The organism is Puia sp. P3 (assembly GCF_050632245.1).
In the GTDB taxonomy this organism is placed as follows: Bacteria; Bacteroidota; Bacteroidia; order Chitinophagales; family Chitinophagaceae; genus Puia.
In genome coordinates, this window is the sequence record NZ_CP192583.1 from 6,928,597 (window position 1) to 6,946,960 (window position 18,364).

General features: G+C 54.3%; 26 protein-coding genes and 2 pseudogenes. 10 read left to right on the forward strand and 18 right to left on the reverse strand.

Translation table 11 applies throughout. From position 1 onward, the window contains the following. Position 1: 1 nt before the first annotated feature. Both ACQ86N_RS43785 and ACQ86N_RS43790 read right to left on the reverse strand, forming a co-directional pair. On the reverse strand, positions 2–1,042 hold the full coding sequence (locus ACQ86N_RS43785) for a glycosyltransferase family 9 protein (RefSeq protein ID WP_431212544.1): 1,041 nt from the start codon (positions 1,040–1,042) through the stop codon (positions 2–4). Beyond that, the gene (locus ACQ86N_RS43790) at positions 1,039–1,866 is read right to left on the reverse strand and encodes a glycosyltransferase (protein WP_431212545.1); all 828 of its coding nucleotides are present in this window, start codon (positions 1,864–1,866) and stop codon (positions 1,039–1,041) included. The genes ACQ86N_RS43785 and ACQ86N_RS43790 overlap by 4 nt, the downstream gene beginning before the upstream one ends. Positions 1,867–1,870: 4 nt before the next feature. On the opposite strand from ACQ86N_RS43790, the gene ACQ86N_RS43795 reads away from it, so the two are divergent. From ACQ86N_RS43795 to ACQ86N_RS43805, 3 genes are all read left to right on the forward strand, one after another. Next, on the forward strand, positions 1,871–2,185 hold the full coding sequence (locus ACQ86N_RS43795) for an ATP-binding protein (protein WP_431212546.1): 315 nt from the start codon (positions 1,871–1,873) through the stop codon (positions 2,183–2,185). Between the two features lie 43 nt (positions 2,186–2,228). Then, the gene (locus tag ACQ86N_RS43800; RefSeq protein WP_431217840.1) at positions 2,229–2,783 is read left to right on the forward strand and encodes a hypothetical protein; all 555 of its coding nucleotides are present in this window, start codon (positions 2,229–2,231) and stop codon (positions 2,781–2,783) included. A gap of 61 nt (positions 2,784–2,844) precedes the next feature. Then, complete coding sequence (locus tag ACQ86N_RS43805) at positions 2,845–3,000, forward strand: hypothetical protein (protein ID WP_431212547.1); 156 nt, start codon at positions 2,845–2,847, stop codon at positions 2,998–3,000. A 74-nt stretch (positions 3,001–3,074) separates the two neighbouring features. Here ACQ86N_RS43805 and ACQ86N_RS43810 read toward each other — a convergent pair. The 4 genes and pseudogenes from ACQ86N_RS43810 to ACQ86N_RS43825 form a co-directional block, all read right to left on the reverse strand. Further along, positions 3,075–3,406 (reverse strand): annotated as a pseudogene (locus ACQ86N_RS43810) (hypothetical protein). Beyond that, positions 3,307–3,648 (reverse strand): hypothetical protein, encoded by a 342-nt coding sequence (locus ACQ86N_RS43815; protein ID WP_431212548.1) that lies wholly within the window; start codon positions 3,646–3,648, stop codon positions 3,307–3,309. Before ACQ86N_RS43815 ends, ACQ86N_RS43810 begins: the two are co-directional and overlap by 100 nt. Next, positions 3,626–4,282 (reverse strand): EF-Tu/IF-2/RF-3 family GTPase, encoded by a 657-nt coding sequence (locus ACQ86N_RS43820; protein ID WP_431212549.1) that lies wholly within the window; start codon positions 4,280–4,282, stop codon positions 3,626–3,628. Before ACQ86N_RS43820 ends, ACQ86N_RS43815 begins: the two co-directional genes overlap by 23 nt. Further along, positions 4,273–4,887, reverse strand: coding sequence for a GTP-binding protein (locus ACQ86N_RS43825; protein WP_431212550.1), 615 nt, complete (start codon positions 4,885–4,887; stop codon positions 4,273–4,275). The genes ACQ86N_RS43820 and ACQ86N_RS43825 overlap by 10 nt, the downstream gene beginning before the upstream one ends. 182 nt (positions 4,888–5,069) lie before the next feature. Between ACQ86N_RS43825 and ACQ86N_RS43830 the strand changes: the two genes are divergently transcribed. Together ACQ86N_RS43830 and ACQ86N_RS43835 are read left to right on the forward strand one after the other, a co-directional pair. Next, positions 5,070–6,077: an alpha/beta hydrolase gene (locus ACQ86N_RS43830; RefSeq protein WP_431212551.1), complete on the forward strand. Its 1,008-nt coding sequence runs from the start codon at positions 5,070–5,072 to the stop codon at positions 6,075–6,077. Further along, positions 6,058–7,011, forward strand: coding sequence for a diacylglycerol/lipid kinase family protein (locus ACQ86N_RS43835; RefSeq protein WP_431212552.1), 954 nt, complete (start codon positions 6,058–6,060; stop codon positions 7,009–7,011). Before ACQ86N_RS43830 ends, ACQ86N_RS43835 begins: the two co-directional genes overlap by 20 nt. A gap of 63 nt (positions 7,012–7,074) precedes the next feature. Here ACQ86N_RS43835 and ACQ86N_RS43840 read toward each other — a convergent pair whose 3' ends face one another. From ACQ86N_RS43840 to ACQ86N_RS43870, 7 genes and pseudogenes are all read right to left on the reverse strand, one after another. Next, complete coding sequence (locus ACQ86N_RS43840) at positions 7,075–7,878, reverse strand: hypothetical protein (protein WP_431212553.1); 804 nt, start codon at positions 7,876–7,878, stop codon at positions 7,075–7,077. After that, complete coding sequence (locus ACQ86N_RS43845) at positions 7,787–8,422, reverse strand: hypothetical protein (RefSeq protein ID WP_431212554.1); 636 nt, start codon at positions 8,420–8,422, stop codon at positions 7,787–7,789. The genes ACQ86N_RS43840 and ACQ86N_RS43845 overlap by 92 nt, the downstream gene beginning before the upstream one ends. Continuing rightward, a complete protein-coding gene (locus ACQ86N_RS43850; RefSeq protein ID WP_431212555.1) occupies positions 8,422–8,655 on the reverse strand; it encodes a hypothetical protein in 234 nt (77 codons plus the stop codon). Before ACQ86N_RS43850 ends, ACQ86N_RS43845 begins: the two co-directional genes overlap by 1 nt. Further along, positions 8,627–9,094, reverse strand: a complete 468-nt coding sequence (locus tag ACQ86N_RS43855) for a hypothetical protein (RefSeq protein ID WP_431212556.1) — start codon at positions 9,092–9,094, stop codon at positions 8,627–8,629. Before ACQ86N_RS43855 ends, ACQ86N_RS43850 begins: the two co-directional genes overlap by 29 nt. A gap of 26 nt (positions 9,095–9,120) precedes the next feature. Beyond that, positions 9,121–9,303 carry a hypothetical protein gene (locus tag ACQ86N_RS43860; protein ID WP_431212557.1) on the reverse strand — a complete coding sequence of 61 codons (183 nt, stop codon included), beginning with the start codon at positions 9,301–9,303 and terminating at the stop codon, positions 9,121–9,123. Next, a complete protein-coding gene (locus ACQ86N_RS43865; RefSeq protein WP_431212558.1) occupies positions 9,300–9,665 on the reverse strand; it encodes a hypothetical protein in 366 nt (121 codons plus the stop codon). The genes ACQ86N_RS43860 and ACQ86N_RS43865 overlap by 4 nt, the downstream gene beginning before the upstream one ends. A gap of 6 nt (positions 9,666–9,671) precedes the next feature. Beyond that, a pseudogene (locus ACQ86N_RS43870) lies at positions 9,672–10,528 on the reverse strand (COX15/CtaA family protein). Positions 10,529–10,561: 33 nt separating this feature from the next. Between ACQ86N_RS43870 and ACQ86N_RS43875 the strand changes: the two are divergent. Next, positions 10,562–11,182 (forward strand): ribonuclease HII, encoded by a 621-nt coding sequence (locus tag ACQ86N_RS43875; RefSeq protein WP_431212559.1) that lies wholly within the window; start codon positions 10,562–10,564, stop codon positions 11,180–11,182. 55 nt (positions 11,183–11,237) lie between these two features. On the opposite strand, the gene ACQ86N_RS43880 is transcribed toward ACQ86N_RS43875, so the two are convergent. Continuing rightward, positions 11,238–11,858, reverse strand: coding sequence for an L-threonylcarbamoyladenylate synthase (locus tag ACQ86N_RS43880; protein WP_431212560.1), 621 nt, complete (start codon positions 11,856–11,858; stop codon positions 11,238–11,240). A gap of 179 nt (positions 11,859–12,037) precedes the next feature. On the opposite strand from ACQ86N_RS43880, the gene ACQ86N_RS43885 reads away from it, so the two are divergent. Together ACQ86N_RS43885 and ACQ86N_RS43890 are read left to right on the forward strand one after the other, a co-directional pair. Next, on the forward strand, positions 12,038–12,337 hold the full coding sequence (locus tag ACQ86N_RS43885) for a cupin-like domain-containing protein (protein WP_431212561.1): 300 nt from the start codon (positions 12,038–12,040) through the stop codon (positions 12,335–12,337). A gap of 56 nt (positions 12,338–12,393) precedes the next feature. Continuing rightward, positions 12,394–13,227: a cupin-like domain-containing protein gene (locus ACQ86N_RS43890; RefSeq protein WP_431212562.1), complete on the forward strand. Its 834-nt coding sequence runs from the start codon at positions 12,394–12,396 to the stop codon at positions 13,225–13,227. A 470-nt stretch (positions 13,228–13,697) separates the two neighbouring features. Here the strand turns inward: ACQ86N_RS43890 and ACQ86N_RS43895 are convergent, their stop codons facing one another. Continuing rightward, positions 13,698–14,735, reverse strand: coding sequence for a 2-oxoacid:ferredoxin oxidoreductase subunit beta (locus tag ACQ86N_RS43895; RefSeq protein WP_431212563.1), 1,038 nt, complete (start codon positions 14,733–14,735; stop codon positions 13,698–13,700). Positions 14,736–14,936: 201 nt separating this feature from the next. Here ACQ86N_RS43895 and ACQ86N_RS43900 point away from each other — a divergent pair, with 201 nt between their 5' ends. After that, entirely contained in the window at positions 14,937–15,221 is a 285-nt protein-coding gene (locus ACQ86N_RS43900) for a hypothetical protein (protein WP_431212564.1), read from the forward strand. A 173-nt stretch (positions 15,222–15,394) separates the two neighbouring features. On the opposite strand, the gene ACQ86N_RS43905 is transcribed toward ACQ86N_RS43900, so the two are convergent. Beyond that, on the reverse strand, positions 15,395–15,763 hold the full coding sequence (locus tag ACQ86N_RS43905) for a YccF domain-containing protein (RefSeq protein WP_431212565.1): 369 nt from the start codon (positions 15,761–15,763) through the stop codon (positions 15,395–15,397). A 349-nt stretch (positions 15,764–16,112) separates the two neighbouring features. On the opposite strand from ACQ86N_RS43905, the gene ACQ86N_RS43910 reads away from it, so the two are divergent. Then, positions 16,113–16,376: a hypothetical protein gene (locus ACQ86N_RS43910; protein ID WP_431212566.1), complete on the forward strand. Its 264-nt coding sequence runs from the start codon at positions 16,113–16,115 to the stop codon at positions 16,374–16,376. A 107-nt stretch (positions 16,377–16,483) separates the two neighbouring features. Here the strand turns inward: ACQ86N_RS43910 and ACQ86N_RS43915 are convergent, their stop codons facing one another. Then, positions 16,484–16,807 (reverse strand): RNA recognition motif domain-containing protein, encoded by a 324-nt coding sequence (locus tag ACQ86N_RS43915; protein WP_431212567.1) that lies wholly within the window; start codon positions 16,805–16,807, stop codon positions 16,484–16,486. A gap of 274 nt (positions 16,808–17,081) precedes the next feature. Next, positions 17,082–18,266: an MFS transporter gene (locus tag ACQ86N_RS43920; RefSeq protein WP_431212568.1), complete on the reverse strand. Its 1,185-nt coding sequence runs from the start codon at positions 18,264–18,266 to the stop codon at positions 17,082–17,084. Positions 18,267–18,364 lie beyond the last annotated feature (98 nt).

Here is an 18,364-nt window from a genome sequence, read left to right on the forward strand (position 1 = left end):
TTCAGGACCTGTCCCGCCGCTGAAGGGGGTTAGCTATATCCGTCAGCCGCGATAACCAAACTTCTTTGGCCTGCGCGGGGAGGATATCGCGGATACAGGTGCAGTTCATCGTTTTTCTGCAGGCGTTGCAGGCAATATCTTTTACGAGCACGCTCGCGCGGGGTCCGATCGGCGCCCAGCGTCCGGGATGTATGGGGCGAAGAGGCGGGAAGATGCCGACGGCGTAGATGCCCAGCGCAGCAGCCAGATGAAGGGGGCCGGTGCTAGCCGCCATCAGTCCGTCTGCCCGGGCGATAAAGGCCATCAGTTCAGCCAGGCTGAGCCGGCCGGTCATATCGGTGACCGATGGGCAGGCCCGAAGCAACGGCTCCAGGAGTTGGCCTTCGGCGGCTGTACCCGTGACAAAGATCTTAAAATGCCCGGGCGGAAGCAGGTCGATCAGCCCGATAAAATGGTCCAGTCCCCATTCTCTCGCGTGCCCCCGCGATTTGGGATGAAGTATTAGATTGAACCGGACGGGGTCCAGCTGATCCGCGACCTGGTCGGGTAACGGGACCAGTCTGTTCAGACCATAGTATTGCCCGATCTCTTCCGGAGAATAGAGTTCTTTGGCGCCCAGCAGTGTGAGCAGCCGGAGGTTGAGCTGCGCCTCGTGGAGCGAAGACCGTTTTCTCGTCAGCGGGATCAGCCGGTTGCAGTAGGTCCAGTGGTAGATGCGGTTCGTCGTGCCGATGCGTTGTTTTATACCCGCCAGCTTTGCCAGCCTTGCGATCTCCGGCCGTGGAAAGACGTGAATGATCGTATCGGCCCCCGTGGCCGCCAGTCTGACTGCCGCCTCTTCTTCAGGCAGCTGGTGCAATTCATCCCAGTTGAGGAACCCGTCGACGTACACACAACTGTTGATCAGGTCTTCCGTATAGCTTCGCCCCAGGAAGAGGATCCGCGCGTCCGGATACAGCTCCTTCAGTACCCCCGCGACCGGCAGTGTAAGCACGACATCTCCGATCGCGTCCGACCGGCTGATAATAAAGGTTCTTTTCATTGCTTTCTTAAATGCTTGTCGAGGCCATTGATGCACCGGGTATTGCCGAGGGCCTGTTTGGCTTTCATAATATCATAGTTGGCGTTTGCGGCCTCTTCTTCCTCGTTGAGTTTGGGCCGGTGATACAAATGATAGACGATCGCCCGGTGCTTCATCGACCGGAGTCGCGCGCCGTTGCCGAGAAGCCGCCACTCTATATCGACGTCCTCGCCTACGCCATACGACGTGTAGTCTTCGTCGAACCCGTTGATGTCAACGATGTGTTTCTTAAGTATGCCCCAGTTGCAGCCCATGAGACCGTTGCTCTTCGACTTCCTGTAGAACGGCAGATAAATGCCGTCCTCCAGCCGCGTAGATCCATACCTGACCTGGTTGACCAGCGACAGCAGCCCGAAATCACCTGTGTCGAGCAGCTGCTGCGTCAGCCTGCCGCTCATCAGCAACCTCCTCCCCGCAAAAAGGATACCTCCTGCGGCCTGTCTGTGGTATTCTTTTACCAGCCGGCTATGGGGAATACAGTCCCCGTCCAAAAAGATCAGGAACTCGCCGCTCGCGGCAGCCACGGCCTTGTTGAGGATCACATTCTTCCGGAAACCAAGGTCCTCGTGGCTGATATGCAGTATCGGATAAGGCATCTGCGCGGATACGGCTTTCAGGTAGTCGAGGGTGGCGGGAGCATTGTCGTCTTCTGCGATGATCACTTCGAAATCCTTGTGCGTTTGTCTTTTCAAGCCTTTCAGGATAAGGTCCACAAACGGGATGTTCTTATACAAAGTTATGATCACCGACATTTTCATTCCGCCAAAAGTAAGTAATTTGGGCATTCCTATGCCTGAAAATGAATTGGCCATATGGTCTGCAGTCCGGCGGGGCGAGTTCCGTGCTCTCGCGAGGGCGATATCGTTTGTTGAGAACGGTATCGGTGATTTTCATAAGCAACTGATGGGGCTGTCGCCGGATGCATCCAGCGTCATCGGCATCACGGGTCCGCCCGGCGCCGGTAAGAGTACGCTGGTCGACGCGCTGATCCGCCAGTTGGTCTCGGAGCAGAAAAAGGTGGCCGTTCTTTGCGTTGATCCCTCGTCCGCCTTTCACTCCGGCGCGCTGCTCGGCGACCGGGTGCGGATGAGCGAGATGGTATAGCAACCCCGGCGTCTTTATACGCAGTCTCTCTTCCCGCGGAGCGATCGGCGGCCTTCATCCGCAGATAGTGGAGATCGCGAGTCTGATGCAGGCGGCAGGGTTCGACTACGTGCTTTTGGAAACGGTAGGGGTAGGGCAGACAGAAGTGGAGGTCGCGGCACTCGCCGATATGACCATGCTCGTACTGGTGCCGGAAGCCGGTGATGACGTGCAGATGATGAAGGCGGGTGTGATGGAGATCGCCGACCTGTTCGTCGTCAACAAGGCCGACCGGCCGGGGGCAGACGCTTTTATCCGCCACCTCGTAGCGATGCAGGCCTACTCCAGTCGCTGGAAAGACCGTCAGATACCCGCCGTGAAAACAGTTGCTACAAAAAATGAAGGGATCGCCCAGGTTGTTCAGCTGGTACACGAACTGCTGAAAAAAGAGGAGAACCGGGAGAAAAAATGCCATATTCTGGCCGAAAGGGCCTTCCTGCTGATACAGCAGCAGCGGATGCGCAATGTCAAAAGAACGGACCTGTACCGGAAGATCGAAGCAGAGTTGTCGGCGAAAGGAACCGTCAATCTTTATCAGCTGGTCGCGGAGTGGAAGTGATCCAACGACCTATTTCTGTTCCCTCTCGTTCCTCCACCAGCGATAGCCAATAAGACCGAAGATGGCGAGCGGCGTTACTGCGAGGTATACGATCCCCTTGTTGAAGCGCCTTGGCGGGCCGCTCGCCCAATTGCTGGGCCGTGCGGGTGCAGATGGAACACTGCGCCCTGGCCGGCTCGACGCCAGCCAGGAGCAGCATTATAAAGAAGATATATAAAAGCTTACGTTTCATAAGCTACAATTTTTCAAATTCCCGCGACCGTCGGCGGCTTGTCCGGGTGTCGCATTCAACTATCCGACCTCTTCGGACTTCATGCTACGGGCGACGCGCTTTCTTTCTTCCTCGTCGAGGATGCTCTTGCGAAGACGGATCTTCTTCGGCGTTACCTCGATGCACTCGTCCTGCTGGATATATTCCATGCACTCTTCCGGGTCATTTGCTTTTTCGGAACGATCCTCACGGAGTCGTCACTTCCGCTGGCGCGCATATTGGTCAGTTTCTTTCCTTCCGTCGCGTTCACGATCAGGTCGCCCGGCTTGATGTGCTCGGCGATGATCTGACCTGCGTAGACGTCTTCGCCCGGATCGACGAAGAAGGTACCGCGCTCCTGCAGCTTGTCGATGGAGTAAGCGGTGGTTTTTCCTGGTTCTTGGAAAGCAGAACTCCGTTGTTACGGCCGGGGATCGGGCCCTTCCGGGGTTTGTATTCCAGGAAGCGGTGGGCCATGACGGCTTCGCCGGCGGTGTTGGTGAGCATATTGCTACGCAGACCTATGAGACCACGCGAAGGGATCTCGAACTCGAGGTGCTGCATATCGCCCTTGCTCTCCATGACCAGCATTTCACCTTTGCGCTGGGTAACCATGTCGATTACCTTGCCACATGAACTCGCCGGGCACGTCGACTACCAATATTTCAAACGGCTCGTTCTTCTTGCCGGCGATCTCTTTTACCAGTACCTGAGGCTGTCCCACCGTCAGTTCGAATCCTTCGCGGCGCATCGTTTCGATAAGGATGCCCAGGTGGAGGATACCACGGCCATAGACCAGGAAGCTATCGGCGCTGTCCGTATCTTCAACCTTCAGGGCCAGGTTCTTTTCGGTTTCCTTCATCAGCCGGTCACGGAGGTGACGGGACGTAACGAATTTGCCGTCCTTTCCGAAGAAGGGGGAGTTGTTGATGCCGAACAGCATGCTCATCGTCGGCTCGTCCACGCTGATGACGGGCAATGCCTCGGGATTCTCCGCATCGGCGATCGTGTCACCGATGTTGAAGTCTTCCAGACCGACCACTGCACAGATATCTCCGGCAGTCACTTCGGAGGCCTTTTTCTTACCCATACCCATGAAGGTATAGAGTTCCTTTACTTTCGACTTTTTGATCGTACCGTTCGCCTGCACCAGAGCGATATTCTGGTTTTCTTTGATCGTGCCGCGGGCGACCTTGCCCACCGCGATACGGCCTAAGAACGAAGAGTAGTCGAGGGAAGTTATCTGCATCTGCAAAGTACCTTCCGATACTTTCGGAGCGGGTACATATTGGAGGATACCATCCAGCAGGGGGTGATATCGGCGCATTGTTCGTTCTTGCAGTTGAACCAGCCATTTTTACCGCTTCCGTAGAAGGTGGGGAAATCCAGTTGTTCTTCGGTCGCGTCGAGGTTGAAGAACAGCTCAAAAACTGCGTCGTGCACTTCGTCGGGACGGCAGTTGGGCTTGTCGACCTTATTGATGACGACTATCGGCTTGAGGTTCAGCTGCAGGGCTTTCTGTAGTACGAAACGGGTCTGCGGCATCGGCCCTTCGAAGGCGTCTACCAGCAGGATGACCCCGTCGGCCATTTTTAATACGCGTTCTACCTCACCGCCGAAGTCGGCGTGACCAGGGGTATCTATTACATTGATTTTCACGCCCTTGTATTCCACGGCGGCGTTCTTGCTGAAGATGGTGATCCCTCTTTCCTTTTCGAGGTCGTTGTTGTCCATGATCAGTTCTCCGGTCTCCTGATTGTCACGGAATACGTGAGTAGCGTGTAAGATCTTGTCTACCAGGGTAGTTTTACCGTGGTCAACGTGCGCGATTATCGCAATGTTTCTGATTTCCATAATATTAATCTCTCTGGCCTCTGGCCGGTTTTTTACTCTGGCCAATGGCCGACGGGACTACGCCCCGTTTGAAGCCGCAAATGTACGATTTAACGGACGGATTTCCTAGCCGGTCAAGGAGGCCGTGGAGAAATAACACAAAAAACATACAAAACCCTTAAATTTCGTCAAATTTTGAACCCATGCGTAAAAGATGGTGGCTTCTTCTCCCTATCCTCCTGATCATTCTTTATTTTCTTGGCCCTTCCCCTGCAACTCCCGTTTATAGTAAAGCAATGCCTGTCCTGCCGTCAGAGCCGGCCGCGCTGGAAAAATATATCAGCGAACAGGAATCCCATCACCACATCAAGCCCGACAACGAGGCCCGTATTGTGTGGGCCGACACGACGCGCCGCAAAACGCCCTACGCGATCGTCTACCTGCACGGCTTTTCCGCCTCACAGGGTGAGGGCATTCCGCTGCATCGCGAAATAGCCACTCAATTTGGCTGCAATCTCTACCTTCCCCGGCTAGCCGAACACGGTCTCGACACGGCCGATGCGATGGTAGGCCTTACCGCCGACAACTACTGGGAGTCCGCCCGTGACGCGCTGGCTGTCGGCTCCCGTCTCGGCGATAAGGTGATCCTGATGGGTACTTCGACGGGGGGCACGTTTGCGCTGCAACTGGCCGCCGCATATCCGGATTCTGTCGCGGCGCTTGTCCTGCTCTCTCCCAATATTGCCATCAACGACCCCAACGCATGGCTGCTCAACGATCACTGGGGCCTGCAGATCGCGCACCTCGTGACCGGATCGAACTATATCATCAGCAAGGAAGATTTCGGCCCGCAGTGGCGGCAGTACTGGTATCCCAAATACCGGTCGGAGGCAGTCGTCGCCCTCGAAGAACTGCTGGAAACGACGATGAATAAAAAGACCTTTGCCGCCGTCACCCAGCCGGTGGGTTTGTTCTACTACTATAAAGACAGCGTTCATCAGGACAGCACGGTAAAGGTGTCGGCGTCACTCGCCATGTTCGACCAGCTGGGTACGCCCGCGGCGATGAAATATAAGCAGGCCATACCCGAAGCGGGCACGCACGTGATCGGTTCGTCCGTCCGGTCGCACGACGTCGGGGGCGTGGAAAAAGGCGTAGTCCACTTTCTTACATCCATTGTACATTTGCCGCATGCGCCAAACCGACAATAGAAAGTTCATTTTTCTCATCAATCCAATATCGGGTACCCGCGGAAAATCGTCCCTGCAGCAGCTGATCGCCCAAAAAACGTCGGAAAAGGGCATCGAATTCAATATACTTCCCACCAACGCGGAGGGGAACTATGATTTCCTCCGTTCCGTCATCGAACAGGAAGGCATAACCGATATCGTCATCTGCGGCGGCGACGGCACCGTTAGCGCCGTCATGGCTGCCCTGCAGGGCAGCCCCACCCGCGTCGGCATCATTCCGATGGGTTCGGGCAACGGTCTCGCCTTTGCGGCGCGCATCCCGAAAGATCCGGTAAAGGCCCTCGATATCATCTTTTCCGGAAAAGCATCCCTTATAGACGGTTTTCTGATCAATGGTCATTTTTCGTGTATGCTGTGCGGCATCGGTTTTGACGGCAAAGTGGCCCACGAGTTCGCTCTGGAGCATACGCGGGGGCTACAGACCTATGTGAAGGTGAGCATGAGGAATTTTTTCACCGCCCGGCCGTATCCCTTCCGGATCACGATTCCCGGCAATAGGGATCCTGGTGTTGGTGCTTCGGCCAACGGCGGGACGGTTAGCCTTTCCGTCGATGCTTTCTTCATCAGCGTCGCCAACGGCGATCAGTTCGGCAATCATTTTACGATCGCCCCGAAGGCCAGTCTGGAAGACGGCCTGCTCGATATCGTCGTGGTAAAAAAGGCGGGGAGGTTCTCGTTCCTGTTGTCCGTGATCCGTCAGGTGCTCGGGGGCTATGCCGTACAGACCAGCCCTGGCGCGAAAGACCGGCGGCAGGTCCTCTATTTCAGGACTCCCTCCCTGGAGATCGCCAACCCCGAGTACGCGCCGCTGCATATCGACGGTGATCCGGCGGCTCCTTCACGGGAGTTGAGTATAAGGATTGTACCGAAGGCAATTTGGCTGATACAGCCGTGAACCGTGCGGCTCACACATCGGCGGCTCAGTGGCCGGCAGGAGGGCCATTAGTCCGGGTCAAAGTCATTTGCCGGCTAACTCCCTAAAAGTCTGAAAGGCCTGCCGGTTCAGTTCATTGTCCAGGGACCCGGTAATATTCAGCTTCTCCTGGCGGGTGAGGTGAAAGTTTAGCGCCGCCCCCGCGTCTTCCGTCTTGGGAACATACTGGAAGATCAGTTTCCGGAAAGGAAAGCCCATCCCGTTCTGCGAAAGGCTCAGCAGGTCGTCCTGGTTGTATTCCTGCATTTTGTACCAGTTGTCCTGGAGCAGGAGAATTGGTTTTGTAACGATCTCGGTGACGTCCTCCGACTCGTAGGGATTCTCCCATCCACCCGCCTTCCGGTCTCTGATCTGCAGCAGCACGACGCCGCTGGTGTTCTCCTGGATCCATTCGCGGAAAGCGTTCAGGTACCGGATGGCGTTCATCTCCCCAAAATTATCCCTGAAGCCCGCGTCCATGACGTCGATGACCGGTCTCGTCGGCAGCCAGACATTGGGCAGCACATAGGGGAAGGTGGCATTCATCCGCAATGCGGTCAGCAGGCGCAGGTTCATCGGCTCCTGCTTCGCAAACAGCGCTCCGAAGTCCACGGCGTCGGGGTCCATCGCGGGGATCCTCGTGCTGTCGAACCTTGGGCGCATCAGAAAGCTCACCGGCTGCGTACTGATGACGAGCGCCCGGCTGTCGCGGGTGATGACGGGATTGAACAGCATCACCGGCATTTTAGCCGCGGATTCATCGGCGGCGATATCTTTTAGCTGGCGGTTGAGGACGCCGTGTGTGTTCTGATTGAGTTTTTGTTCGAAGGCAAACCCGCGGTCCTTCACGTACTCGTGTCCGTCGACGGTGAATTTCTGGGCGGGGGACGCCAGGTCGCGCGCGACAAAGGAAGAGAAAAGGGTGTTGAGCAGGTCGCGGGAAATATCGCTGATATAGCGCTTGCTTTGGAGATGGATAGAAGTGTCTCCTCTGTCGCGCAGCCTGGCCAGCTTCACGGAAATAGGCCGCACCCAGCATCCCGCCCGAAGCGCCCGTGATCAGGACGGTCTTCCGCATCAGCTGCCCGTTGCTCAGGCTGTCCAGCCTCTGCAGGATATTCATGGTGAAAGTGGCGCTGCGGCTGCCCCCTCCGCTGGTGTTGACCAGAAAAAGTATCGGCTTTGCCTCGGACTGACGGGCCTTCCACCGGTCGAGAATGCTCACCATATTCGCCCTGTCCTTCCGGAGGTTCTCTTCCGAACACAACTGCAGCAGGGTTTCCCGGTCATAGAGGGGCCGGTCTTCCTTCGTATTGTAGAACAGTCCATAGGCCTTGTTCGTCGGATCGATGACATTGTATTTGTAGAGCAGGTTCAGGATCAGAAAAATCACTACAAAAAAGGAATGCTCCAGGACTGAAGAAAATAAGAGAATGCTCCCGACAGAGAGACCAGGATGGCAAAGAAGATGAGAACGCTTGCCGCAGCGGGCAGCTGGAAAAACCTCGAGTCCATAAAGAATCCGACGACTATCAGAAAGATAAAGGCGACGAAGATGGAAAGGACCGCGGAGATATGGTGCCGGTTGAAAATGCTTTCAATAAAATCTTTGCTGTAGTGCGCCACGTCCCTTGTCTTGCGGATCGTCCGGAAAGAGTTGAGATACCAGTGTACGCGCATAAGGCGGCTCTCGTTCAGTTTCACCTCTTCTTTTTCTGAACTGCGACTTGAACAGTCTGGGGTTGCTGATCACCGGCGTCATCCGGCGAATGATGCTCTTGTCCGCGCGGAAAAAATAGAGCATCGAGACAATGACAATAAAGAAGAAGCCGGAAAGAAACCCGGCGACAAGGTAGAAGATGGGCATCGCGGATAGCAGTTCGCGGCTGACGTTGAACTGAACCGCTTTGATAAAATAGAAGACCAGAAAGATCAGCGGAAGTATTGTGTTGTTGATGCAGTATTTCAGAAAAGGCTTGGTCGTCGTCGCGAGGAAGCGGAAATGTCTGCTGAACAGGATGAAGGTCGTGATATTCCAGCTCATGATAAAGATGCCGGTCGCCATACCGACGATGGAGGTGCTGATTGGGCTTACGTCCCCCAGATATTCCGGGGAGAGAAAAGAGCCGCAGCGCCATATGCCCGCATAAAACCGCCGTTCAGGGTGCTGAAGAGGATCAGCCAGAAAATCAGCAGAATCTGGAACTTTTTTACATGCAGCAATAGCAGTTGAACCGGAAAGAAATAATAGATCGCTTTTAAGATTCGCATCATACGGTGACAGGATGTTGTTGCACAGGTATCACAAGATACAACATCCGGACCATTGTCAAAAGGAACAGCAAACCGACTATTTGGTGCAGCTGGGCCAGCCAGTCGAAGAGCCCCCAGTGCTGCGGAACGATGCCGGGACTGGTCAGCAGACTGCTGACGCCGAGCGTTACCTGAGCCAGGATCAGCGCCAGCGGGAGCCAGCGAAGACGACGAAAGGACCCCGCCACGGCAGGGTCTGCCCCCGGCCCGGAATTTCCGCCGAACCCGGCCCCGGGCCGCGGGTTGCTGCCAGACACGGGCCCGGTCACAGGCTGCGGGTTCCTGCCGAACACAGGCCCGGCCAGTACCGACCAGACGATCACCAGTGCTCACCAGCAGATAGGCCAGCCCGCGGTGGATAAAATGGATCGTGATCCGGTTGCCGGCCAGGTCTTCCAGAAGGGGATGCTGAGTGAACAGGCTTTCGGGTATCCAGCTGCCATTGATCGTAGGCCGGTCGGAGCGACCGTCGCCGCCTTATGCCCGGCCATCAGGGCTCCGTAAAGTAGCTGGAAGAACAGCACCGCGATTATGATGATCGTCCAGCCCCGTAGTTTTCGTGTATTGACGCTGAAGCGCGGGCCCTTCGGGACAGACAGCTGCAGCGCAAACCAGTAGGTATAGACGATCAGGCCCAGGGCGAAAACAAAGTGCAGCGCCAATTTTGTCGGCTTGACGTAGATCGCGTCTCCCGTCAGCCCGCTCGCTACCATGATCCACCCGATGGCCCCCTGAAGGGCGCCGAGCAGGAACAGGATGATCAGCGGCCGGACCATCCACGACTTCATTGCTCCCTTAGCGAGCAGCCAGAAAAAGCCCACCAGGAATACGACACCCACCGTCCGGGCCCAGAACCGGTGGAACCATTCCCAGAAAAAATGAATTTGAAGTCGGAAAGCGTAAACCCGCTGTTTAGCAGCTGGTACTGCGGGGTCGCCTGATATTTGGCAAATTCGGCCTGCCATTGTGAGTCATTCAGCGGCGGCACGGCCCCCGTTACGACGTTCCATTCCGTTATAGAGAGACCGGAGCCCGTCAGACGGGTAATACCTCCGAGAACGACCTGTATCAGCAACATGATGACGCCGGTGTAGACCCAGATGGCTACCGGTCGGGTGGATCGGGATTGCGAAGACTCTAGCATACTTGCGCGCAAAGGTAAGTCCGAAACTTTTCCACTGCCCATTCTTTCGATCAAAAGAAGGTCTATTTTTGGTCCATGGAAAATCCGCTGCGAAGTCACTACCAGGACGAGCTGATAGAAGCCGGCTGCGACGAGGCAGGACGGGGCTGCTATGCAGGACCTGTTTTTGCGGCGGCGGTTATCCTTCCGGCAGGTTTTTTCCATCCGCTGCTGAATGACTCCAAGCAGGTCACCCTGGAGAACCGCAACGAGCTGCGGATCTATATCGAAGCCAACGCCCTGGCCTGGGGCGTCGCCCAGGTGGACCACGACGAGATCGACCGCATCAACATCCTCAGGGCCTCCTTCAAGGCCATGCATCTGGCGCTGGACAAACTGAGCATCCGTCCCCGACTGCTACTGATCGACGGCAACCGTTTCACGAAATACAAGAGGGTTCCGCACCGCTGTATCATCAAGGGCGATGGCATTTTCGCCTCCATCGCAGCGGCCAGCATTCTTGCCAAGACCTGGCGCGACGAGTATATGCAGGGGCTGCATCAGGAATTTCCGCACTACCGCTGGGACTGCAATAAAGGCTATGGAACGAAAGAGCACCGCGATGCGATCGGGAAGTTCGGGCTCTGCAAATACCACCGAAGAAGTTTTAATATCAATCCGGAGGGGGAAGAAGAACAGCTGACGCTGCCAGTTTAGGACGGCTCGGCTCCCGCCGTGAACCACCTGTGAACTACCTCGCCGACGCGGCTCCTTAGGCCGCCTCTACTTCCGGCCATGGGCCCAGTCCTTTTCTGACGACGATGGGTTCGTCCCCGGTACAATCCACAATAGTTGAAGGCAGGATACCCCCGATGCCTCCGTCCACCACGATATCCACCAGCTTCTCAAATTTATCGTGGATCATATCGGGATCGGTGTATTCCTCTACCATTTCCCCCGGCAGGGAGGAGCTAAGTATGGGATGTCCCAGCTCCCGGACCAGGCTTCGGGTAATGATATTGTCCGGAACGCGGAGACCGATGGTATCCTTCTTGCTTTTCAGTATTTTGGGCACTTGCTTGCTGGCGGGCAGGATAAAGGTGTAAGCCCCTGGCAGATAGGTCTTTAGCATCCTGTAGAGGGGGGTGGAGATGCTCTTGGTATAGTTACTAAGGTCGCTGAGGTCGTAGCAAACAAAGGACAGCTGGGCTTTGGCCGGGTCCACCTGCTTGATCCGGCAGATCCGTTCAACCGCCTTGTGCTGAAAGATATCACAACCAAGTCCATAGATGGTATCCGTAGGGTAGATGATGACCCCGCCGTCGAGCAGACATTCCACTATGGTCTTTATGTTCCTGGGCTGTGGGTTTTCCGGATGGAGATGTAAAAGCATAAACGTGAATTTCGGCAAAAAATGGGTAGGAAGGTAATTTTTTGCCTCAATACCGCTGAAGTCTTTGACTGCGTCCAGTCGGAGGTATTAAAAAATTGCTGCAAATCGGTTGCCACTGATGGCTAACATTTCCTTAACATAGAATTAGTCTTAAATTTGTCCAAATCTTCTTTTAACGAATGCTATTACAAGCGGTAGACAGGGTGGACAGCATCAGCGCGGAAGACTTCAGGGATAACTATTATTCTCCCATGAAGCCCCTCGTGATACGGGGGATCTCCAAAGAATGGCCGGCCTACCGGAACTGGACCTGGGACTACTTCAAGTCGATCGTAGGAGACGTCAATGTAGGCGTTTACAACAACATTAAGAGCGACGCATATACCCCCATCAATACGGCGGACGATTATATGAAGTTCGGCGAATATATCGATATGGTCCGGAAAGGCCCCGCGCAAGTGGCGGATCTTCCTTTTTAATATTTTCGACCACGCCCCCGAAGCTGACCAGGGACTTCGAATGGCCGGAGCATCTGATGAAAGGATTTGTCAAACGCTACCCCATGCTTTTTGTGGGCGGAAAAGGCTCCGTAACCCATATGCACTTTGACATCGACCTCTCCCATATCGTTCATACGCAATTTGTTGGAAGGAAAAGGGTCCTGCTTTTCCCGTTTGAAGAGCAGCACAAGCTGTACCGCAAGCCATGGGAGGTATTGAGTTTTGTCAATTTTGAGAACTATTTCGACGAGAACCAGAACAAGCTGGAACTCGAAAAATATCCCGCCCTCCGGCTGGCCCGGGGATACGAGGTTATACTGGAACACGGCGACACCCTCTTTATGCCCGCCGGCTACTGGCACCATATGGAATATCTGGACAGCGGTTTTGCAATGAGCCTCCGCGCGCTGCAGACCTCTTTCACCGGGAAATTGAAGGGTATCTGGTACCTGATGGGCATGCGCAACATCGACACCCTTATGAAGCGGACGGCGCCGGAATGGTGGTTCAACCGAAAAAAGAAAAAACCTTCAAAGCGGCCGACAGAGAGCTCGAAACCCTTATTCAGTAAGGGTTTTAACGGTCCGTATTCGCGGAGTGGAGGGGTATTGCCGCCTGGGCGTAGAAAAATTGGAAAAAAATATTGCTTTTTAACAAAACTGTCTTTACTTTTACCGCGCTTACACACTCTGAATAATCGTCTTGATTACGGACAGCCACCAAAAGCTCATCCGAATCCAATTTCCTCAATTCCGACCGTCCAATTTCCATCCGAAGACTCCAATTCCATAGATATCCGGGTTCAGTCCAAACATATGAGGTTAAAATCCTTCGTATTGTTTACTTCCCTATCCCCTGTTCTGTTATAATCCCGTTGTTACCCTTTTAAATCGACACGATCCCCAATTGTCCGTCAAAACCAAATTTTACCCGATCCTGAGGACTCATTGAGCACAATCTAACAGTGCCGGATATCCGGTATGACCATTCATAGTAACTAGCGAACAATTCGCAATGAAAAATATTTCGAACTTTTTCTTTTTGTGGTTTCAGAGGTAAGCACAGGCCGGCGATGTCTATCGCTGGCTCTTTTGTTTGAAGTCCCGTCCAGCGCACCGATACGGGAAACAGAAAAATAACTTCACTGTGAAAAAACCAAAAAAAGAGGCGGCTCAATCCTGTCGAGCTGACCTCTTTCTTTACAGAAACTCCCGACCAATGGCCGGGAGTTGTTATTTTTAATATCGTAGTTCACGAACCTACCGCTGGCCGTTGTGGTTCACGCGCGTCGCGAGACGGAACCATCGCGAGACGGAACCGTCGCCGGGCGGAGCCTTCGCTAGGCGATCGTCCAGGTCTCGTTCCCCCGCAACAGTTTGTCCAGATCGCCCTTCCCCTTGCTGAGGATCACTTCCTCGACCTGAAGATTGAGCATGTCTTCGTAGCAGGGTCTGTCCGTTTCATAAAATACGCCGAATGGTCTTGGCAGGTGTCCTTCGATCCGCGGATCGTCGAACATCCGGACCAGGGCCTGAGCCTTGTAAAAATCCTTTTCGTCGTGGATCCAAAGATCGCTTTCGCTGAAACCCTGGCCCAGTTCGACGACGACGGGACGAAATCCATCCAGTCTGATCCCTTTCTCACGCTGTGCGCCAAATACGAGCGGCTTGCCTTGTTCGACCATCAGCGTCTCCACGGGCTCGGTACCCTTCTCGGTAAAGACCTCGAAGGCGCCGTCATTGAATATATTACAGTTCTGATAGATCTCGAGGAAGGAAGCCCCGCGGTGTCCGTGACTGCGAAGCAGCATTTGCTGCAGGTGTTTGGGGTCCCTGTCCATGCTGCGGGCTACAAAGCTGGCATCCGCGCCCATGGCCAGCGCCAGCGGATTGAAGGGATGGTCCAGGCTTCCGTAGGGCGTCGACTTGGTGACCTTCCGTTCTTCCGATGTAGGTGAATACTGTCCCTTGGTCAGTCCGTAGATCTGGTTGTTGAACAACAGAATATTGATGTCGAAATTCCGCCTCAGCAAATGGATGGTGTGGTTGCCGCCGATGGAGAGGCTGTCTCCGTCGCCGGTCACTACCCAAACGGACAGCTCGGGACGCGTTGCCTTCAATCCCGACGCGATCGCCGTAGCCCGGCCATGGATCGAGTGCATTCCGTAGGTGTTCATATAGTAGGGAAAACGGCTGCTGCATCCGATCCCTGATATAATTACAATATTCTCCCTGGGGATCCCCAGCGAAGGCATTACTTTCTGTACCTGTGCGAGGATGGAATAATCCCCGCATCCCGGACACCAGCGGACCTCCTGGTCTGTAGCAAAATCTTTCGCGGTCAAGGTCTGGGACGGGACTGTCTTAGTTTCACTCATGATAAATACATCCTTTCATAGAGGATGGACTGCAAAGCTACCAATTTGTGCCGTAACACGGTTTCGTATTGGGGAAATCCCACCTCGGCAAATCGTTAAAACTCCTGATTTTGACCTCCGGAAGTCGATGGCATGCATTTCGCCTTAGTAATGCCGGTACCGGTGGAGACACCGCTGCCTTAACACATCAAATCTACAGTTATGCAAAAGTTATTGATAACCATAGCAATAATAGGCTCCCTTGCGGCTACCGGCTGTGCGGTGGATGGCTATGTGGAGTCCCAGCCGGCGGATGTTTATTATACCCGGCCCACGGCGCCCGGCGCCGAATATGTCTGGATTGACGGGGACTGGGTTTGGACCGGCGGAAGATATACCTGGCGTAATGGCTACTGGAGCCGCCCGCGCGGAGGCCGCAGATGGGAACGTGGTCACTGGGATCACACCGACCGGGGTTATCACTGGAACCGCGGACACTGGAGGTAAAACATCAGGAATACTCTATATATACAGGAGCCTGGGCGAAAGCTGCAGGCTCCAATTTTTTCCGGTTGGTCCGGGATTGACACGGAGGGCCCGGGAATGGCGGACGGCCCGGGAATGGCGGACGAACTGGGACTGGCGCAACGCAAACGAGCCCGGGTCCGGCGATACTCGTTCTAGATGACCTGCTTTCCGAAGGGCATCAGGGACAGCTCCACCAACTTGAGATGCTGACGGGCAAAGGGTATCCCGATGATGGTGATGAACAGCAGCGCCGCAAAGAACAAGTGAACAACTGCCGTATACAGTCCCCCGCAGAGCAGCCAGATGATGTTGAAGATAATAGAGAAACAGCCGGTGCTGCTCCCCGTAGAAACGACCTGACGGCCAAAAGGCCAGAGGACAAGTCCGGCTATTTTAAAGCACTGAAGACCGAACGGTATTCCGACGATGGTCAGGCAGAGCAAAAGCCCTCCGACGACATATCCGAGTGCAGCGGCAAAACCGCCGAAGAGCAGCCATATAAGGTTTCCTATTAAATTCATAACCTGCTTGATTTACGGTAAAAAATAGCAAAAAAATAATTTTTCACCATAAAACCTCCAATGTCTGAACCAGACCATGTCCGGTCCAGGAATAAATCGAAAATAATTTGATCCCCACTCATAAAGTAATGACCTACTGCGTTACATTTACACAGTAAAACGTTATAGCCCTTAAAAGCCCCCTTAATAAAATCCTGTATCAATAATGGCTACTGACCTGACCACCACTATATCCCTCCATCGCTTTGTAGACGAGTTGATGACGGGCCTTCTACCACGAGCCGTAAGTCGCAAAACTCTCATTATTAATCAAATAGATAGAAATATCGAAGTCGGTTCGGACGAAAACATGCTGGCTTTCGTACTCTGGAACCTTCTCGACAAGGTCGTCGACTGTACGCAGAATGAATGTATCACTATCGAATCGGTTGATCTCGGCGGGAGCGTCATGATCCGGGTTAGGAATGCCGGGATCTATTTCTACCGGAGCTGCGCCAACTGTTTTAGGCAGGTGCAGCATGCGGCTGAGAAGATCGGCGCGACCATCAGCATCGACTATGATAGTGCGGAGACATGCACGACTGTGGCTCTGACGCTGCAACGTGCGGCGTAAGTGAACCCAGACGGGGTTGGCCCCGACGTGAACCGCGGGACTTCTCTAAAAACAAAAAAGGACCCCATCTCATCGAAAGGGTCCTGATATCTTACAAAAAGATTGACTTAGTAACGGCTGTTGCTGTAGTTGTTGTTTCCACGGCGCTGGAAAGATCCACCACCTTTGTTGCCACCTGCACCACGATCTTCGCGGGGCTTGGCTACGGATACGCCGATTGTTCTGCCGTCAACTGATGCGCCGTCCAGTTCCTGGATAGCCTTCTTTGCTGCTTCGTCATCGGGCATTTCCACGAATGCAAACCCGCGGGACTTGCCAGTGAACTTGTCCATAATAACCTTAGCAGAAGAAACCTCACCGTATTCTGCAAAATAATCCTGTAAGTCTTCGTCCGTAACGTTAAAACTTAAATTCGAAATGTAAATGTTCATACTAACTAATAACTGGTTAAAAAAAATTAAAGAGCAATAATCTGAGTAAAAAAGCAGAGAGTAAAGACGACTAACAATTGCCGGAGAGTTAATAGCGGAAACGATCATTCAATTACTTATCAGCTCAAATTTACTCCGCAAAGATAGTCCAAATTCGTGAAAAAACCATAGCTAAAATGGTCAAATCAGGCATCGGATCAATTATTAATTTGTTAAGGCCGGTCCCAATTTGCTGCTCAGGCCGCTCCGGACCAGTTGTTAAGGCCACTCCAAATTAGTTCACCAGCGGCCCCGTCGCCCTCCTGTAAGTGAGCCCATAAACTGCAAATGCCGCCGCGGTCAGCACCATCCCCGCTACACAAACCCCCGGCCATTTGGCCATGTCCCGAGCCACGACACCAAGCGCCGAGCCCAGCGAGGTCCCCGTGAAACTCACGGTCATGTATACTGTATTAAGGCGGTTGCGCGCACCAGGGTTCAGCGCGTAGACCCTGCTCTGGTTCGAGACGTGGATACACTGCATCGCCAGATCCAGCAGGACGATACCCGCGACCATACCGGTCACGTAGTCCGCCCATATATACAACAGAATAAAGGAAAACAACAACAACCCGAGCCCGTACCCGATGGTTATCCTCGGATTCCTCTTGTCGGCCGAGCCTCCGACCAGCGGCGCCGCCAGCGCACCCGCCGCGGCCGCCAGCCCAAAAAGTCCGATCAGATCGCTGCGGAAATTAAAAGGCGACCCGGAAAGATGAAAGGTCAGCGTGGTCCAAAACATCCCAAACGTCGCAAAACCCAGCGCATTGATCACCGCCGCCTCCCGCAAAACAGGCTGCTCCTTTATCAGGGTCAGCAGGGTCCGCATCAGGGAGCCATAGGATCCGCTGAAATTCGGTCTGCTCACCGGAAACGTATACCGCATGATCAGCAGCAGACACAGACTAATGCCCGCCGCCACCCAGAACATCCCGCGCCAGCCGAGCCAGGCCCCGACAAAGCCGCTCAGCGTCCGCGACAGCAGGATCCCGACCAGCAACCCGCTCATGATGGAGCCGATCACCTTGCCCGTCCGGCTGGGAGATGCCAGATGCGCCGCCATGGGCAGGATCAGCTGCGGTATGACAGAAGTAGCTCCGATCAGCACGCATGCGATCTCCATCGTCAGTAAATTGGGGGATACCGCCGCCAGGATCAGCGCCGCAACCGCGAAACCCGCCATCCAGACGATCTGTCCCCGACGCTCGAGCTTGTCCCCCAGCGGCACAAAGAACAATAGCCCCAGCGCATAACCCGCCTGAGTCAAAAATGTTATCCGGCCACCCTTACTCTCCGGTATCCCGAATGACTTGCTGATCAATACCAGCAGCGGCTGACAATAATAAATGTTGGCTACGATCAGTCCGGTGCAAACCGCCATCAGCAGAATATGCCCCCTTTTCAAAAGGTCCTCTTCCATATTTTTCATTTCGGCCGCAAAGTTACGGGACGCGGCCCATACGGTCACCGATCACCGATGCGGGTAGCTGCAGTGCGGCCGGACTACCTTTGTTTAGT

Excerpts from the sequence above, each read along its gene's own strand:
- ACQ86N_RS43785 (WP_431212544.1), bottom strand. The coding sequence starts at position 1,042 with ATGAAAAGAACCTTTATTATCAGCCGGTCGGACGCGATCGGAGATGTC.
- ACQ86N_RS43790 (WP_431212545.1), bottom strand. The coding sequence starts at position 1,866 with ATGCCCAAATTACTTACTTTTGGCGGAATGAAAATGTCGGTGATCATA.
- ACQ86N_RS43795 (WP_431212546.1), top strand. The coding sequence starts at position 1,871 with ATGCCTGAAAATGAATTGGCCATATGGTCTGCAGTCCGGCGGGGCGAG.
- ACQ86N_RS43805 (WP_431212547.1), top strand. The coding sequence starts at position 2,845 with ATGGCGAGCGGCGTTACTGCGAGGTATACGATCCCCTTGTTGAAGCGC.
- ACQ86N_RS43815 (WP_431212548.1), bottom strand. The coding sequence starts at position 3,648 with ATGGTTACCCAGCGCAAAGGTGAAATGCTGGTCATGGAGAGCAAGGGC.
- ACQ86N_RS43820 (WP_431212549.1), bottom strand. The coding sequence starts at position 4,282 with ATGCAGATAACTTCCCTCGACTACTCTTCGTTCTTAGGCCGTATCGCG.
- ACQ86N_RS43825 (WP_431212550.1), bottom strand. The coding sequence starts at position 4,887 with ATGGAAATCAGAAACATTGCGATAATCGCGCACGTTGACCACGGTAAA.
- ACQ86N_RS43830 (WP_431212551.1), top strand. The coding sequence starts at position 5,070 with ATGCGTAAAAGATGGTGGCTTCTTCTCCCTATCCTCCTGATCATTCTT.
- ACQ86N_RS43835 (WP_431212552.1), top strand. The coding sequence starts at position 6,058 with ATGCGCCAAACCGACAATAGAAAGTTCATTTTTCTCATCAATCCAATA.
- ACQ86N_RS43855 (WP_431212556.1), bottom strand. The coding sequence starts at position 9,094 with ATGGCGACCGGCATCTTTATCATGAGCTGGAATATCACGACCTTCATC.
- ACQ86N_RS43860 (WP_431212557.1), bottom strand. The coding sequence starts at position 9,303 with ATGATGCGAATCTTAAAAGCGATCTATTATTTCTTTCCGGTTCAACTG.
- ACQ86N_RS43875 (WP_431212559.1), top strand. The coding sequence starts at position 10,562 with ATGGAAAATCCGCTGCGAAGTCACTACCAGGACGAGCTGATAGAAGCC.
- ACQ86N_RS43880 (WP_431212560.1), bottom strand. The coding sequence starts at position 11,858 with ATGCTTTTACATCTCCATCCGGAAAACCCACAGCCCAGGAACATAAAG.
- ACQ86N_RS43885 (WP_431212561.1), top strand. The coding sequence starts at position 12,038 with ATGCTATTACAAGCGGTAGACAGGGTGGACAGCATCAGCGCGGAAGAC.
- ACQ86N_RS43890 (WP_431212562.1), top strand. The coding sequence starts at position 12,394 with ATGAAAGGATTTGTCAAACGCTACCCCATGCTTTTTGTGGGCGGAAAA.
- ACQ86N_RS43895 (WP_431212563.1), bottom strand. The coding sequence starts at position 14,735 with ATGAGTGAAACTAAGACAGTCCCGTCCCAGACCTTGACCGCGAAAGAT.
- ACQ86N_RS43900 (WP_431212564.1), top strand. The coding sequence starts at position 14,937 with ATGCAAAAGTTATTGATAACCATAGCAATAATAGGCTCCCTTGCGGCT.
- ACQ86N_RS43905 (WP_431212565.1), bottom strand. The coding sequence starts at position 15,763 with ATGAATTTAATAGGAAACCTTATATGGCTGCTCTTCGGCGGTTTTGCC.
- ACQ86N_RS43910 (WP_431212566.1), top strand. The coding sequence starts at position 16,113 with ATGCTGGCTTTCGTACTCTGGAACCTTCTCGACAAGGTCGTCGACTGT.
- ACQ86N_RS43915 (WP_431212567.1), bottom strand. The coding sequence starts at position 16,807 with ATGAACATTTACATTTCGAATTTAAGTTTTAACGTTACGGACGAAGAC.
- ACQ86N_RS43920 (WP_431212568.1), bottom strand. The coding sequence starts at position 18,266 with ATGGAAGAGGACCTTTTGAAAAGGGGGCATATTCTGCTGATGGCGGTT.